At 61.6% G+C, this 15,290-nt stretch carries 12 protein-coding genes and 1 riboswitch; of the genes, 2 read left to right on the top strand and 10 right to left on the bottom strand.

What is annotated here, in order from left to right; translation table 11 throughout:
* Positions 1–35: 35 nt before the first annotated feature.
* The 3 genes from rplU to AS189_RS10000 all read right to left on the bottom strand — a co-directional run bounded on the left by rplU (position 36) and on the right by AS189_RS10000 (position 6,355).
* Entirely contained in the window at positions 36–344 is a 309-nt protein-coding gene (gene rplU, locus AS189_RS10010; RefSeq protein ID WP_044573640.1) for a 50S ribosomal protein L21, read from the bottom strand.
* 397 nt (positions 345–741) lie between these two features.
* Positions 742–2,421 (bottom strand): bifunctional hydroxymethylpyrimidine kinase/phosphomethylpyrimidine kinase, encoded by a 1,680-nt coding sequence (gene thiD / locus AS189_RS10005; RefSeq protein WP_062288231.1) that lies wholly within the window; start codon positions 2,419–2,421, stop codon positions 742–744.
* A riboswitch (TPP riboswitch) is annotated at positions 2,412–2,510 on the bottom strand. It overlaps the preceding gene by 10 nt.
* A 167-nt stretch (positions 2,511–2,677) precedes the next feature.
* The gene (locus tag AS189_RS10000; RefSeq protein WP_202814081.1) at positions 2,678–6,355 is read right to left on the bottom strand and encodes an Rne/Rng family ribonuclease; all 3,678 of its coding nucleotides are present in this window, start codon (positions 6,353–6,355) and stop codon (positions 2,678–2,680) included.
* Positions 6,356–6,737: 382 nt separating this feature from the next.
* Here AS189_RS10000 and AS189_RS21000 point away from each other — a divergent pair, with 382 nt between their 5' ends.
* Together AS189_RS21000 and AS189_RS09995 are read left to right on the top strand one after the other, a co-directional pair.
* Positions 6,738–6,869: a hypothetical protein gene (locus AS189_RS21000; protein ID WP_272946720.1), complete on the top strand. Its 132-nt coding sequence runs from the start codon at positions 6,738–6,740 to the stop codon at positions 6,867–6,869.
* Entirely contained in the window at positions 6,869–7,363 is a 495-nt protein-coding gene (locus tag AS189_RS09995; protein ID WP_129587236.1) for a vitamin K epoxide reductase family protein, read from the top strand. Before AS189_RS21000 ends, AS189_RS09995 begins: the two co-directional genes overlap by 1 nt.
* A gap of 148 nt (positions 7,364–7,511) precedes the next feature.
* On the opposite strand, the gene ndk is transcribed toward AS189_RS09995, so the two are convergent.
* The 7 genes from ndk to AS189_RS09960 all read right to left on the bottom strand — a co-directional run bounded on the left by ndk (position 7,512) and on the right by AS189_RS09960 (position 15,265).
* Positions 7,512–7,928 carry a nucleoside-diphosphate kinase gene (gene ndk, locus AS189_RS09990; RefSeq protein ID WP_062288228.1) on the bottom strand — a complete coding sequence of 139 codons (417 nt, stop codon included), beginning with the start codon at positions 7,926–7,928 and terminating at the stop codon, positions 7,512–7,514.
* Between the two features lie 43 nt (positions 7,929–7,971).
* Entirely contained in the window at positions 7,972–8,421 is a 450-nt protein-coding gene (locus tag AS189_RS09985) for a DUF4233 domain-containing protein (protein ID WP_062288225.1), read from the bottom strand.
* Between the two features lies 1 nt (position 8,422).
* Positions 8,423–9,805 (bottom strand): bifunctional folylpolyglutamate synthase/dihydrofolate synthase, encoded by a 1,383-nt coding sequence (locus AS189_RS09980; RefSeq protein WP_062288222.1) that lies wholly within the window; start codon positions 9,803–9,805, stop codon positions 8,423–8,425.
* On the bottom strand, positions 9,805–13,077 hold the full coding sequence (ileS, locus tag AS189_RS09975) for an isoleucine--tRNA ligase (RefSeq protein ID WP_062288219.1): 3,273 nt from the start codon (positions 13,075–13,077) through the stop codon (positions 9,805–9,807). The genes AS189_RS09980 and ileS overlap by 1 nt, the downstream gene beginning before the upstream one ends.
* Before the next feature lie 349 nt (positions 13,078–13,426).
* Positions 13,427–14,194 (bottom strand): SDR family oxidoreductase, encoded by a 768-nt coding sequence (locus tag AS189_RS09970; protein WP_062288216.1) that lies wholly within the window; start codon positions 14,192–14,194, stop codon positions 13,427–13,429.
* 47 nt (positions 14,195–14,241) lie between these two features.
* Positions 14,242–14,586: a DUF488 domain-containing protein gene (locus AS189_RS09965; RefSeq protein WP_062288214.1), complete on the bottom strand. Its 345-nt coding sequence runs from the start codon at positions 14,584–14,586 to the stop codon at positions 14,242–14,244.
* Between the two features lie 208 nt (positions 14,587–14,794).
* On the bottom strand, positions 14,795–15,265 hold the full coding sequence (locus AS189_RS09960) for a MepB family protein (RefSeq protein ID WP_202814080.1): 471 nt from the start codon (positions 15,263–15,265) through the stop codon (positions 14,795–14,797).
* Between the last annotated feature and the right edge of the window lie 25 nt (positions 15,266–15,290).

Raw genomic sequence — 15,290 nt, 5'->3', positions numbered from 1 at the left:
AAAAGTATCTAAGTGGATCGAACCGTCAGCGCTTATTAAGCGATTGAGGTGATCTTGACCTTGGACAGTTCCTGACGGTGACCCTGACGCTTCTTGTAGCCGGTCTTGTTCTTGAACTTCTGGATGACGATCTTCGGTCCACGAAGATCCTCCAACTTCTCAGCCGTAACCTTCACATTAGCCAGGTCCTTCGCGGCTGTGGTGAGCTTGTCACCATCAACCAAGAGCAAAGCGGGCAGCTCAAGCGTGCTGCCAACTCCACCGGGGACGCGGTTCATGGTCACGTGGTCTCCTACGGAAACCTTTTCTTGACGGCCGCCTGCGCGGACAATCGCGTACACCACTGGGGAACTCACTTCTCTCGACGTTTATTACAAAGTTTTTATGCCGGCTTGGATCATGATTGATCCTCACCAACCGCATGCGCCGCAGTTCAAGAATGAACAAGTACGGGGTGCATACTATGTGCCTCAACGCCGTGGACCTCAATGGAGTTCTACCATGGAGTGGTTGCCCTAGGTGTTGGCGTAAGCACCGAAGATCAAGAATACGCTAATTCTGGCTCCGGGGGCAAATGAGACTGATTCCTTGGTCCGTGCACACCTTGGGGCGAAACTTTCATTTCAACCCTTGGCTACTGCGTTCCGTGGAATCGTACTAAGTTACTTTAGCGCGACTCTGGCGGGAAACGTGCATTTGAGGTCAAAACTCGCCAGTTTTTTACAGAAGTGGCAGGTGGTGTTAATCACCAAGGGCTCCAATCGGCTCTGGCGCATGGGTATGCGGGGCTGCAAAGAAGTCCAACTCGTACTGTGCAGAATGGGCAAAGGCAGCTTTCATGCCGGCCCGATCCCGCGCAGAACCGCGCCGGGCCGCGCCGTCCATGATGCGCACAGCGGTTCGTGTGGCTTGCGCGAAATCGTCACCGGCATAGCTTTGCAGCCACGCGCCGTAGGGGTGCTCGTGAGAGTTCTCGCTGGAAAAGGCAACATAGTCGGCATGCAGCACGCGACCCACTTCCGCATAAAGCCAGTAGCAAGGCAGTACGGCGGCCACCACTTCTGCGTAGCTTCCAGAAAAAGCCACCCCCTGCAGGTGATCCACATAGTGTTTGGTGACGGGCCCTGGCGCCGAAGCGCTCTGGGCCGTCCCGGCAGTGGCTGCTTGTGCCGTCCCGGAAGTGGCTGCTTGTGCCGTCCCGGAGGGGGCCACGGAGTAGCTGCTGAGCCAGTCGCGGTGCAGCGAGGCCTCCACTTCAAGGCAGTTTTGCGCCCCGCCGGCCCAGAACTTTTGCTCCGCCTCGGTGGGAGCCAGGGCACTGGCTCTGGCCAGAACCCTTGAATAAGTAACCAGATACAGCGCATCCTGAGCCAGATAGTACGCAAAGTGGTGCCGGGACAGCGTGCCTGCAGCAAGTTCCTTGATGAAATCGAGTTCCATGATGGCCGCACGCTGCTCGGCGCAATCGGCCCAGAGCTCCGCACTGAAGCTGTCCATTCGCGGCGCGGCACTGGCCCACAGCTCATTCAAATGGTTAACGGGTCCCGGTCCGCCGCCAATGCTTAGTTCCTGTGACGTTTCCAAGGCCTGGACAAGCCAGTCTTTTGCATGCCGGACACTCATACCCCAATCGCCGCACCGAGCCTGCAACGCCGCCACCGCTGCGGAGAACGAACATCCCGTCCCGTGCGTGTTGGGCGTGTCAATCCGCCGAGCATGGAATTCTTCCACAGTGCCATCGAGCGTTATCAGGGCATCCGGACAGTCGGGGCCCGGCAGATGCCCGCCCTTGACGAGTACCCGAACGTGGTGCGCAGCCGCCAGCTCCTTGCCCTGCGCCAGGGCTTCCGCCCAGCTGGTGGCCACTGGTTTGCCCAGCAGCACGCCGAGCTCGGGAAGGTTTGGTGTGACCAGATGCACCCGCTTGAGCAGCCCCACCATGGCGGTGCGTGCCGCAGGATCCATGAGCTGATCCCCGCTGGTGGCCACCATCACAGGATCAAGCACGACGACGGGAGGCTGGGTTCGGCCCAGCCACTCCCCTACCGCTGTCATCACCGCAGCGGTGCCCAGCATGCCGATCTTCACGGCGTCAATGGTGATGTCCTCCGACAGTGCATCCAGCTGTGCACGAAGAAACTCCACCGGCGGCACGTGAATGTCTTGGACGCCGCGCGTATTTTGGGCCGTCAGTGCGGTGACGGCTGCCATGGCATAACCACCGTGGGCTGAGATGGCCTTGATGTCAGCTTGGATTCCGGCCCCTCCGGACGGGTCGGAGCCGGCAATGCTCAACACTCGCGGATGTTTGACCGGCAGCGGCTGCTGGTCCGTTGCCTCGCTGGGAGCTGGGTAATCAAGTGAAAGAGCAGGTAAAGCGGCTGGTGGCGGAGCAGGTGAAAAAATTGCAGTGGTGTTCATCAGGACATCCCTTCGCCGGTGCTAACCGGGCAGGTTCAACGGGTATTGTCTCAGCCGGCCCTAATGGCCTGGCACCCCGTGTCGCACTCCACACTAACCGGAAAGGTACTGCCCCAAGAAAACATGTCACGTCACCAGCGTAGGAAACCGGCTCATGAAGCCAGGAAACAAAACTGGCCCGCAGCTGTGATGCGAACAATACGCTTAGGAGCGTCTAGTTCGCATCACTGCTGCGGGCCAGTAGGGGCCTGAGTTCTTAGAGCTCGGAGGCCGGTACCCCTACACCCAAGATGATGGGCTCGGCGTTCTTCTTGACGGCGGCTGCCGGTGCTGCAGCTGCGCTCACGGTGCTGCTGTGCGTCACAGAACCCTGGCCGGCTGCCGGGGTTTCAATGGTCTCCACGCTCATGTCAGCTCCACCCTGTGCACTGCGGGCGCTGCGGTTGCGGCGGCCTCGGCGGGCGCGTGAACGGTTGCCTCCGGGCTCACTACCCTCGTGGTCCGGCTCGTGACCGGGCGCGGCCAGCTGATCCAGCGCCTGCGTCAGATCAGCCAATGCGGCTGCCTGATCGGCATTGTTCGGCTGGGCGAAACCACTGCTTTCGCTGCGGTGCCCTCGGGGCAGCTCAATGGCCTCCCCACCAAAGGTGAGGGTGGCGGCGTCGGAGGTTTCCTGCTGATCGACACGCTGCGAGGCACCCTCGCCAACAGCCTGCTCCTGCACCTTGACGTGTTCATGGTGCGTGGCGGCAGCAGCTGCGGCAATGTTGGCCAGGGCGGTGCGGGCTTCGTGGGCCTTTTGTGCCTTGGCAGCGTCGGAGAGCTCCTCGTGACCGGAAGCAGGAACAGCTAACGGAGCAACGACTGATTCCTGCGCCGTCTCACTCGATTCGCCCTGCTGGCCGCGGTTGCGGTTGCGCTTGCGTTCGCTGCGAGTTGACCGGTTGGCTGAACGCTCGGGTTCGCGCTGCTCCACCTTCGGTGCGTGAGTGTGAGCTGCAGCTGCTTCCACGGCTGGGGAATGCGTGCGGCGGTGCTCTACGGGAATCTCATGCGTGACCATGCCGCGGCCAGCACAGGACGGGCACAGCTCGCCAAAGACTTCCAACAGACCGGTACCCATGCGCTTACGCGTCATCTGGACCAGACCCAGGCTGGTCACCTCGGCCACCTGGTGCTTGGTCCGGTCACGGCCCAAGCACTCGACCAGGCGACGCAAGACGAGATCACGGTTGGATTCCAACACCATGTCGATGAAGTCAATGACGATGATGCCACCAATGTCGCGCAGGCGCAGCTGACGAACCACCTCTTCAGCAGCTTCCAGGTTGTTCTTGGTGACGGTCTCTTCCAGGTTGCCACCGGATCCGGTGAACTTGCCCGTGTTGACGTCAACCACTGTCATGGCTTCGGTACGGTCAATGACCAATGAGCCACCCGAGGGCAGGAAGACCTTGCGTTCCAAGGCCTTGTTGATCTGCTCATCAATGCGGTGAGCGGCAAAGATATCCTCGGACTTGCTCCACTTTTCCAAACGGTCCAGCAGATCCGGGGCCACGTAGGTCACGTAGGCCTCGATGGTGTCCCAAGCGTCCTCACCGGAGACGACCAGCTTGGAGAAGTCCTCGTTGAAGACGTCACGGACCACCTTGATGGTCAGATCAGGTTCGCCATAAAGCATTTCCGGGGCGAGGGTCTTGTGTGAGGTGGCGCGCTCGTTGATTCCGGCCCACTGTGCACGCAGACGGTTAATATCGTTCGTGAGCTCTTCCTCGCTGGCACCCTCGGCAGCCGTGCGCACAATGACGCCAGCATTTTCGGGCAGGTGGTCCTTCAACACGCGCTTGAGGCGGTTCCGCTCCACATCGGGAAGTTTGCGGGAGATCCCTGTCATGGAACCGCCGGGTACGAATACCAGGTAGCGTCCGGGCAGTGAGATCTGGCTTGTCAGGCGGGCACCCTTGTGACCAACTGGGTCTTTGGAGACCTGCACTAGAACCGAATCGCCCGACTTCAGCGCGTTCTCAATGCGGCGCGGCTGACCCTTGAGATCAGCGGCGTCCCAGTCCACTTCACCGGCGTACAAGACGGCGTTGCGGCCGCGGCCAATGTCAACGAACGCGGCTTCCATGCTGGGCAGCACGTTCTGAACCTTGCCCAGGTACACGTTGCCAATCAGCGAATCCTGCTGCGTCTTGGAGACGAAGTGCTCGGCCAGGATGCCATCTTCCAAGACACCAATCTGGATCCTGTCATCAGCCTGACGAACCACCATGACACGGTCCACGGATTCGCGGCGGGCCAAGAACTCGGCTTCGGTGATGACTGTACGACGGCGGCCGGAGTCACGCGAGTCGCGGCGACGCTGCTTCTTTGCTTCCAGTCTGGTGGAGCCGCGCAGGCTCGTCACACGGTTGGAAGCGCTGGCGCCGGTCTCGGCAGGAATGCGAGGTGCGCGGACGCGGGTGACGGTGTTGGGCGGATCCTCATCGCTGCCACCTGTCAGTTCCAGATCTGCATCACCACGGCGGCGACGACGGCGGCGACGCGAGGTCACGCCGTCGTCGGCACCATCGTTGTCATCGTCAGGGGCATCCGTTTCGTCAGAACTTTCGACGGCGTCAGCGTCATTGCTGCGAGGGCGGCGGTTACGGTTCCGGGAGCGGCCGCGCTGCTCAGAATCGGCACTCTGCTCAGCTTCGCCGTCAGCGCCATTTTGAGCGGAGCTGGCTGTAGCGGCCGGTACGGCCAGGCTCATGTCCGGAGCCAGGAACAGTGCCGAGATGCCGGTGTCAGGGGCCTTGAACAGGGACTCAGTCACGGGCGCATCCGCATTGCTCGAGGCGCTGGGAGCCTGCTGATCAGCGGATGCTACGTCAGCGACGGGAGTCTGCTCTGTTGTTTCTGCGGGTGCTACGGTTTCCGCTGCTGCTGTGGGTGCTGTGGATGCTTCGGGTTCCGACATGGCGGGGCCGGCCGCCTTGGATGCGGTGCGGCGGCGGCCACGCGTGTTCTTGGGAGCGGTGACTGCAAGCTCTACGGCAGGAACATCAGCGTCATCGCCGGCCTCAGCGGCTACCGTGGTGACCGTGGTGACCGGAATCTGAGTCTGGGCAGCAGCAGTGGAGGCAGTGGCAGGGGCGCCAGCCTTCGCGGCGGCGCGGCGTGCCGTCGTCCTGGTCCGGCCAGCACGAGGAGCCGTGGCTTCCTCGACCGGGGCGGGAACTGATTCGACTACGGTGGCTGTTGCCTCAGGTGCCGTTGCCTCAGGTGCAGTCGCCGGAGCAGCCGCTGCGGCCGGTGCAGCATCGGCGGGCGCAACCTTGGTGACGGGAGCCTTTGCGGCCCGGCTGCGCCTGGCCGGAGCCTTCTTGGCGGGGGCGGTTTCCACTGCAGCTACTGGAGCATCAAGAGCCTCAGTAATGGCTCCTTCGCCCGCCAGGCTCAGTTCGCCCTGTCCGGAAACCTCTGCCGAAACAGGTGCCGTGACGGGGGCGCTGGCGCGGCGGCGGGTGGTCTTTTTGACGGGTGCCGTTGTTGGCATTGATGCGGCGGCGTCTGTTGCGGCAGGACTGGCGATGCCATCGAGCAGTGACGGGCCGGCGTTGTTGGCTTCTGACGCCGGTGAGCCAGCTGAGGTTGCGGTGTCAGCTGAGTCAGCAACTGCCTGAGTCTTCTTGGCACGGCTACGTCGAACAGGAGCTTTCTTGGCCGGAGCCGGAGCAGCTTCGGCAACCGGAGCGGCTCCCGCAGTCGAGGTGGCAGCCGCAGGTGAGTAGGCAGCTGGCGCTGCAACGGGAGCGGGCTGCGCGGCTGCGGTGGCGCCGGGGCTGGTCACAGCAGAGGTGGCCCGGCGGGACCGTGTGGCCCTGGCCTTCGCCGGGGCTGCCTGCGCAACATCTGTGTTATCTAGAGTGGGCTGTTCATTTTCCATTGTGGGCATTACCTTCGCGCCGACTTGGCACCCCCACATAGAGTGCCAGGTTCGGCCGATGTGCCAACACCCTCGGGCGTCGACGGAAGTCGTCTAATTACTTTTCAGGCCGCACCAACTTCCGGGTGCGCAAGCTCTGACAAGCCAACGGTTTGCGAGAAACGTGGCTGGTGGATGGCTGCACACGAGGCAGCTTCTGCTCCAGCAGCCCGTGAGCGTGCCATTGGACCGAGGGGCGCATGTGGATCGCCAACCAGCCGAACCCATTGTCTCATACGCGCTAGTCCACGCGGCGATTTCACGCAGGGCGCGCCAAGAATCGCACGCTACAATCAGGACACGATCAGGACAAAATCATGCCTCTCGGCAGGAATAGGACGCCATGCCCAGCACGAATGTTTCCACCAGTGATCCCGCCGATTTGGATAAACCTGCCATGGTGCGGGCTAAACAGTTTGGCTGGTTGCTGGTCATCACGGGAGCCATTGCGTGGATTGCCTCTTCACCCTCGTGATGGAACGGCTGCGTCTCTATGCAGACGCGAACGCTGTGATGAGTTGTGACTTCAACTCGTGGATCTCCTGCGGAGATGTCATGAAGACCCCAGAGGCCGCCATACTGGGCTTCCCCAATCCGTTCATTGGCATCTGTGCCTTTGCCGTCGTCATCACCATTGGCGTGGTGCTGCTGGCCGGAGCACGCATGAACCGCTGGTTCTGGATCTGCGTGCAGGTAGGCATCACAGCCGGCATGGCCTTGGTGTGCTGGTTCTGGTTTACAGCCTTGTACACGCTGGCCGTATTGTGCCCCTACTGCATGATTGTGTGGGCCATGATGATCCCGCTCTTTGTCCTCATTACTGTGCGCAACGTCAACCATGGAGTCATCCCCGCCCCACCGGCGCTGACCAAGTTCCTCAACAGCTGGGTCTGGGTGATCGTAGGCTTGCTCTACATTGCGGTGCTGGCCTCCATCTTCTTCCGCTTCATGTACGCCATCTTGGGCTAAAGCGGACAACGCAGCAACACCATAAAGTGCGACGGCGGGTGGTCACCTTGAAGGTGACCACCCGCCGTCGCATTTTTAAAGGCTGAGCCCACGCTCGCCAGGTTCCCGGGAAATCGCGCCAGCGGATTTCCTTGGGAGGGCGTGGGGACTAGGCGAACCAGATGCCAATCTCACGCTCTGCGGACTCTACGGAATCGGAGCCGTGGACCAGGTTCTGCTGAACCTTCAGGCCCCAGTCGCGGCCGAAGTCGCCACGAATGGTGCCCGGAGCGGCCGTGGTGGGGTCGGTGGTTCCGGCCAGCGCGCGGAAGCCTTCGATGACGCGGTGGCCCTCGAAGATCGCGGCAACAACCGGGCCGGAGAGCATGAACTCAACCAGCGGCTCGTAAAACGGCTTGCCCACGTGCTCTTCGTAGTGCGCCTCGAGCTGCTCACGGGTTGCTGTGACCTTCTTCAGCTCGGCCAGGGTGTAGCCCTTGGCTTCGATGCGGGCCAGGACGGCACCGGAGAGGTTGCGTGCCACGCCGTCGGGCTTCACAAGGACAAGAGTGCGCTCAATGCTCACGTATAACTCCAATAATTAGGTAAAAAGGACTATCAACAACAGTTTACTTGGACGGCTCGTCGGGAGCAGATTCCACCGGATTCGCTGCATCCCATTCGGCCTGCAACTTGGCCCGAACAACGTTCTCCCGGTCAATTTTGGCGCCGGCAAACAGGGCATACCACCAGGCAACCGCAAAGAGCACGCCCACCACAAACATGGACGGCTCCCAGAAGCCCCCGGCAATGAGTATCAGCTGCAGGATCCAGCCAACAGCCACGCCCCATGGCTTACGCACCACCCCGCAGGCAAGAATGAGCAACACCGCCAACACGGCGCCCGCAATGAGGTAGACCGGGTTCTTATCTTTCAAGCCGAACAGCGCAAGTCCCAAGAAGAGGGCCACGAACGCCTCGAGCATCAGAACCACCGAGGCGAACATCATCTTGGTGGAACGCAGCTTCTTGGGCGTATTAGGCCGCCACTCTCGCTGAGCCTTAGTCAGTTTTGCCACGTCAGGCGCCTTCCTTTTCGCCGGGGCGGCCCAACAGAATCCGAGCCTCGCCCACCAGCGTTATGGAGCCGGTGATCAGGACTCCACCGGCCAGGTCATTGTTGGCTTCGGCGCGCTCCACAGCCCACTCGATGGCGTCGTCGAGCTTCTCGGCAATGTGAATATCTTCCTCATCCCAGCCAAGGTCGACGGCGATTTCAGCCAGTTCCGCTGCCGGGATGGCCCGCGGGGACGTGGACTGGGTCAGGCACAGTTCCGCAGCTTCATCCCCGTACGATTCCTTGAGGGAATTGAGGATTTCCTCGGCATCCTTTTCGACCAGGACACCCAGAACCACCACGAGCTTGCTGAAGGCAAAAGACTCCTGCAGGGCGGCGGCGCTGGCGGCAATGCCTGCCGGGTTGTGCGCGGCATCGACCACAATTGTGGGCGAGGTGCGCATGACTTCCAGACGGCCGGGTGAGGTGACGGCGGCGAAGCCTTCCTGGACCAGTTCCCTGTTCAGCTCCTTCTCTCCCCCACCCAAGAATGCTTCCAGCGCGGCAAGTGCGACGGCGGCATTCTGGGCTTGGTGTTCACCGTGCAGCGGGAGCAAGATGCCCGGGTAACGCCCGGCCAGACCCTGCAGGTCCAGCATCTGCCCACCCACGGCGACGGTGCGTGCTTCCACGCCGAACTCCACGCCTTCGAAGCGGAAGTCGGCGTGCTTTTCGCGGGCCGCCTCCAAGATGACCTGGGCAGCATCCTGTGGCTGGGCGGCGCTGATGACGAACGCGCCCTCCTTGATGATGCCTGACTTCTCCTGCGCAATGAGTCCTGTGGTGTCACCGAGCAATTCGGTGTGGTCCAAGGAGATGGGGGTGATGACAGCTACCTGGCCATCGCCAACGTTGGTGGCATCGGTGATGCCGCCCAATCCAACTTCCATGACGGCTACATCGACCGGCTGATCGGCAAAGATGGCGAAGGCAAGGATGGTCAGGCACTCGAAGTACGTCAAACGGTTTTCGCCCGCGGCTTCGAGTTCGGCGTCGACAATGTCCAGGTAGGGGCGAATTTCGTCCCAGATCCGCACAAACGTCTCGTCGCTGACAGGGGCCCCGTCGACACTGATGCGTTCGGTGACCTTCGTCAGGTGCGGGCTGGTGTAGCGGCCCGTGCGCAGATCGTGAGCCAGCAGGCCACACTCGATCATGCGTGCAGTGGAGGTTTTCCCGTTGGTTCCAGTGATGTGGATGATGGGGAACGACTTGTTGGGGTCCCCCAGAATGTCCATGGCACGGTACAAGGGAGCCAGACGAGGTTCCATTTTGTTCTCCGGGGCACGGCCCAGGAGCTCGGCGTAGACACTCTCCACCGAGAATTCGTCGTGGTGAGCGCTCATTAAGACACTGTCCGTTCAACTGTGATGGTGGTTTCAACGTCACCGGGGATGAGTTCAAGCTTGAGTGTTAGGGTCTCGCCCTTGACCAGTTCGGCGTTGGCATGCAGGGCATCGATGATGTCTTGCGGGGCGCTGATGATGGTGCGGATCCGGTCGCTGACCTGCAGACCGGTGTCCTTGCGTGCCTGCTGGATGGCGCGGATCATATCGCGCGCCGTGCCCTCAGCCTCAAGCTCGGGGGTCAACTCGGTGTTGAGTACCACGAAGCCGCCACCGGGCAACATCGCAACGGCACTCGTACCGCCGTCGTGCCCGTCAGCCACAACAGTCTCCAGCGTGTACTCGGACTCTTCCAGCGCCAGGCCACCGGCAGTGACAACGCCGTCGTTGACGGACCAGTCGCCGGACTTGGAGCCCTTGATGGCGAGCTGAACGTTTTTGCCCAGGCGCGGGCCGGCGGCACGGGCGTTGACCACGAGCTTCTGGGAGATGCCAAATTCCTCCGGGGAAGCGTCGGCAGAGTCAACGAAGCGCACGGAGCGGATGTTGAGTTCCTCCGCAACAATGGCGGCGCCGTCGTTCAGGGCTGCGGCGTTGGGGGCCACCACAGTGAGTTCGGCCAAGGGCAGGCGGACGCGCAGCTTGGCGGCCTTGCGCAGGCTGGAACCGGTGGAGCAGACCTGCTGGATCTGATCCATCTGATCAACCAGAGCAGCATTCGCCAGGAAGAGATCGGCGTTGGGCCAGTCGGTCAGGTGCACGGAGCGCCCGCCGGTGAGACCGCGCCACACTTCCTCGGTGACCAGCGGCAGCAGTGACGCGGCCACGCGGCACACGGTTTCCAAGGCGGTGTAGAGCGCGTCGAAGGCGTCCACGTTCTCGTCAAAGAAGCGGCCGCGGCTACGGCGGACATACCAGTTGGTGAGCATGTCAAAGTAGCTGCGCAGGGAATCGCACGCACCGGAGACGTCGTACTCGTTGAGTTTGGTTTCCATCTCGCGCACCAGATCGCCGGTGTTGGCCATGAGGTACTGATCCATGGGGTCGGAGTACTCGTCGTAGCGCAGCTTGGCGTCGTACCCCTTACCTCCATTGGCGGTGTTCGCGTAGAGGGTGAAGAAGCTGTAAACGTTCCACAGGGGCAAGATGACCTGGCGGACACCCTCACGGATGCCCTGTTCGGTCACCACCAGGTTGCCACCGCGCAGGATGGGGCTGGCCATGAGGAACCAACGCATGGCGTCGGCGCCGTCGCGGTCAAGCACCTCGGAAACATCCGGGTAGTTGCGCAGAGACTTGGACATCTTCTGCCCGTCGGAGCCCAGGACGATGCCGTGGCTGATGACGTTCTTGAAGGCCGGACGGTCAAAGAGTGCTGTGGAGAGCACGTGCAGCATGTAGAACCAGCCACGGGTCTGACCGATGTACTCCACGATGAAGTCGGCCGGGTTGTGCGTGTTGAACCAGTCCTCATTCTCGAACGGGTAATGGACCTGGCCGTACGGCATAGAGCCGGAGTCAAACCAGACATCGAGGACGTCTTCCACGCGGCGCATGGTGGACTGGCCCGTGGGATCATCCGGGTTGGGGCGCGTCAGCTCGTCGATGAAGGGGCGGTGCAAATCAACCTCGCCCTCCTTGTTGACAGGCAGGCGTCCAAAATCGGCCTGCATCTCGGCGAGGGAGCCGTACACATCGGTGCGCGGGTATTCGGGGTCATCCGACTGCCATACCGGGATGGGGGAACCCCAGTAGCGGTTGCGGCTGATGGACCAGTCTCGGGCGTTGGCCAGCCACTTGCCGAACTGGCCGTCCTTGACGTTGCCGGGGATCCAGTTGATGTCCTGGTTCAGTTCCACCAGGCGATCCTTGAACGCGGTGACCTGAACGTACCAGGAAGACACGGCACGGTAGATCAGGGGTGTGCGGCAGCGCCAGCAATGCGGGTAGCTGTGCACGTAGCTGGCCTGGCGCACCAAGCGTCCGGCGTCCTTCACCACGCGGGTGATGGTCTTGTTGGCGTCAAAGACCTGCACGCCGGCGATGTCGTTGAGCGGGCCGCCGGCAAAGAGCGGGAGGAACTTGGCGCCCTCATCGACCGAGAGGACTACCGGGATGCCGTACTGCTCGCAAACCTTCTGATCTTCTTCACCGTAGGCCGGAGCCTGGTGAACAACACCCGTTCCGTCGGTGGTGGTGACGTAATCGGCCACCAGGAACTGCCAGGACTTGGCGGTGCCGTACTTCTCATCGTCGGCGAAGTAGTCCCACAGGGGCTCATACTTCAGGCCTTCAAGTTCGGCACCCGCGTACGTGGCGGTGACAGCGGTTGTTGCGGCAGCTCCGTCGTCGTACCCCAAATCCTTGGCGTAGGCACCCACCAGGTCAGCGGCGAGGAGGAACTTCTCCCCCGTTGCGGAGGATCCATTCGGCCCAACGGGCACCACAGCGTAGCTGACCTTGGGTCCCACGGCGAGGGCCTGGTTGGTGGGCAGGGTCCAGGGCGTGGTGGTCCAGGCAATCGCGGCGACGCCGGCCAAATCCTGCGAGATGGCCGATTCACCGGCAAGAATCGGGAAGGTGACCGTGACGGTCTGGTCCTGGCGGTCCTTGTAGACGTCGTCGTCCATGCGCAGCTCGTGGTTGGAGAGGGGGGTCTCATCCTTCCAGCAGTACGGCAGCACGCGGTAACCGTTGTAGGTCAGGCCCTTGGAGTGGAGCTGCTTGAACGCCCAGAGCACGGACTCCATGTACTCCACGTTAAGCGTCTTGTAGTCGTTGTCGAAGTCAACCCAGCGGGCCTGGCGCGTGACATATTCCTGCCATTCGCCGGCGTACTTCATGACGGAGGAGCGGCAGGCGTCGTTGAACTTGTCGATGCCCATGGCCTCAATCTGCGCCTTGTCCGTCATGCCCAGCTGCTTCATGGCTTCAAGCTCAGCGGGCAGTCCGTGTGTGTCCCAGCCGAAGCGGCGCTCAACGCGGCGGCCCAACTGCGTCTGGTAGCGGGCCACGAGGTCCTTGACGTAACCGGTGAGCAGGTGGCCGTAGTGCGGCAGGCCGTTGGCGAAGGGCGGGCCGTCATAGAAGACGAACTCGTTTGACCCGTCCTGGCCGGCGTCGCGTGCGTCAATGCTGGCCTGGAAGGTGCCATCTTCGTCCCAGTATTTCAGGACAAGTTCTTCCACCTTCGGGAAATTCACGGAGGAGGGGACGTGCTTGGATTCGGCATGGAGGCCGGCGGCGGCTGAGGCCTTCGGGAAGTGGGTCATCACATCATCCTGGTTGTGGGTGTTCAGGTTCAGGATGCAAGGACGGCTTGCGCCGCGGTACCACCTCGCTTGTCACCGTCCGGTTTTACCCTTTGTGCGACCGCTTGTTGACTGCTGTGACGGGCTTACCCGTCCGGTTCTACTGACCCTTGTTTATCGGGGCGTTCTTCCGGAAGCTCACCGGTGATGGCCGGGTCGATGCTTTGTCCATTATTCTACCGGATACTTGCGCGGGGCTGGCACTGCCAAATTCAGCCCTTCCCTTTCTCTCATCGATCCGTGAGAAATGGCTGTTTTGGGCACAGCTAAAGCGCCTTATCTCACGGATCGATTGCACGAAGGCCCTGTTCTAGCGGCGAATCACCTTGTGCGCTGCTGCTTGGGCTACCGGACGCATGACGATCTGGTCCAGGTTAATGTGATGGGGAAGCCCGACGGCGTACGCCACCACCTCAGCCACGTCCTCCGCAGTCAGTGGTTTGTCCACGCCCTGGTACACCGCATCTGCGGCTTCCTGGTTCCCGCCGAGCCGGTTGACGGTGAATTCATCGGTGCGGACCATTCCGGGGGCCACCTCGATGACGCGGATATTGTGCTCGGCTTCTTCCAATCGCAAGGCACCGGTCAGTGCGTGCTGGCCGAACTTGGCTGCGTTGTAGCCGGCACCGCCTTCATACGCTGTATGCCCGGCGGTGGAGGTCAGGTTCAGCACCGTGCCGAAGCCGTGTACACGCAGATCCGGAAGGAAGGCCTTGAGGACCTTCAAAGTGCCCAGCACATTGACTTGATACATCCAGTCCCAGTCGTCGTCTTTGCCGTTGGCCACACTATCCACACCGCGAGCGCCACCGGCAATGTTGATCAGGGTATCCAGGCCACCTGATGTTTTGAATGTTTCGGTAGCGAAGGCACGGAGGCGTTCGATGTCCTCACTCACGGTGACGTCTGCGGTGAAAGGGGTGGCACCAGTTTCCTGTGCCAGCTGGGCCAAGCGGTCCTCGCGGCGAGCCACAGCAATCACGTTCCAGCCGTTGCGCCGCAGTTGACGGACAGTGGCGGCACCGATTCCGGAGCTGGCGCCAGTGACAATTGCATTTTTGGAAGTGTTTTCAGCCATGCGTTTAATCTAGCGCGGTTGCGCGGAGACGTTCAACGGGACTGTGGCTATGACGTGACATTGAGGAAGCTGAGCAGCACGGTGGCCTGGTTTTGTTCGTGATCCTTGGCGCCATAGAGCAGCACCACCTGCTCATGACCTTTGATGACCTCACGCAGCTCCGTCGCTGCCGGGTTAGCGTGCAGCTCCGCTGTGTAGTCACGCTCAAAGGTCTCAAAGTGTTCAGCCACGTGGCCAAACGCGTTACGTACCTCTGCACTGGGGGCTACTTCCTTGAGCCAAAGGTCAATTTTGTCCTTTTTGATCCCGCGCGGCCACAGCCTATCCACGAGAACGCGGAACTCCCCCGGTTCCGGCTCCTCATAAACCCGCAATATCCGTACTGTGCCCATGTCCGCATCATAGCCCCGCCGTTGCGGCAGCGTCAGGGCCCGTGCAGCTGAGGGACTTTGTTTATACGCAGCTGCGCCCGTTTCAGCTTGCGCTAGAACAAGAGCGCCGCAACGTGGCCGGGCGTGGCGTGCGTACAAATAAAGTGGAGTTTGTTTATACGCAAGCTGCCCGGGCGTGGCGTACGTATAAGGATTAGTTTCCACTGCGTCAGGCGGAAATCAGTGCCCGGACGCGTTCAGCCGAAGCATCCGGCGCCAGAAAGTACTCACACTGCCACGCCTGCGTTCGCCGGGCCTGGGCGCTGGTGGTTTCCACGTCGGGCGGGTAGACACGCATGGCCCGCTTGCCGCCCTTCCCGGATACGGACAACACCCCGTGGTGGGCCAACACGGCAAGGGGGAACATAAACATGCCCAGCCCCGCACCAACCCCGGCCTGAACAACAAACAGCTCAACGCCGTCGGACATGTCAAAGGGCCGGATAGGACCTGCCACGGAACGCTGCCACAGCGTCACAAACTGGCCAACCTTGGTAGGCGTAGTTTTAGCAACACGGAACACCGCCCGCCGGCCGGCAAGGTAAAGCGTGTGGGCCTGATACTCACCGCTCTCCGGCTCGGGCACCGCATCCACAACCGGCAGCCCCCATTGTTCCCACATCTGACGCGAGGCATCCACGCAAAAATCTCCTGAATCTAGGTTC

This window comes from Arthrobacter alpinus (assembly GCF_001445575.1).
GTDB lineage: Bacteria > Actinomycetota > Actinomycetes > Actinomycetales > Micrococcaceae > Specibacter > Specibacter alpinus_C.
This window is presented reverse-complemented; position numbering and strand designations above follow the sequence as displayed.

What these genes read in the sequence shown, in the direction of transcription:
- thiD (WP_062288231.1), bottom strand. Translation starts at nt 2,421, where the DNA reads ATGAACACCACTGCAATTTTTTCACCTGCTCCGCCACCAGCCGCTTTA.
- AS189_RS10000 (WP_202814081.1), bottom strand. Translation starts at nt 6,355, where the DNA reads ATGGAAAATGAACAGCCCACTCTAGATAACACAGATGTTGCGCAGGCA.
- AS189_RS21000 (WP_272946720.1), top strand. Translation starts at nt 6,738, where the DNA reads ATGCCCAGCACGAATGTTTCCACCAGTGATCCCGCCGATTTGGATAAA.
- AS189_RS09995 (WP_129587236.1), top strand. Translation starts at nt 6,869, where the DNA reads ATGGAACGGCTGCGTCTCTATGCAGACGCGAACGCTGTGATGAGTTGT.
- AS189_RS09980 (WP_062288222.1), bottom strand. Translation starts at nt 9,805, where the DNA reads ATGAGCGCTCACCACGACGAATTCTCGGTGGAGAGTGTCTACGCCGAG.
- ileS (WP_062288219.1), bottom strand. Translation starts at nt 13,077, where the DNA reads ATGACCCACTTCCCGAAGGCCTCAGCCGCCGCCGGCCTCCATGCCGAA.
- AS189_RS09970 (WP_062288216.1), bottom strand. Translation starts at nt 14,194, where the DNA reads ATGGCTGAAAACACTTCCAAAAATGCAATTGTCACTGGCGCCAGCTCC.
- AS189_RS09965 (WP_062288214.1), bottom strand. Translation starts at nt 14,586, where the DNA reads ATGGGCACAGTACGGATATTGCGGGTTTATGAGGAGCCGGAACCGGGG.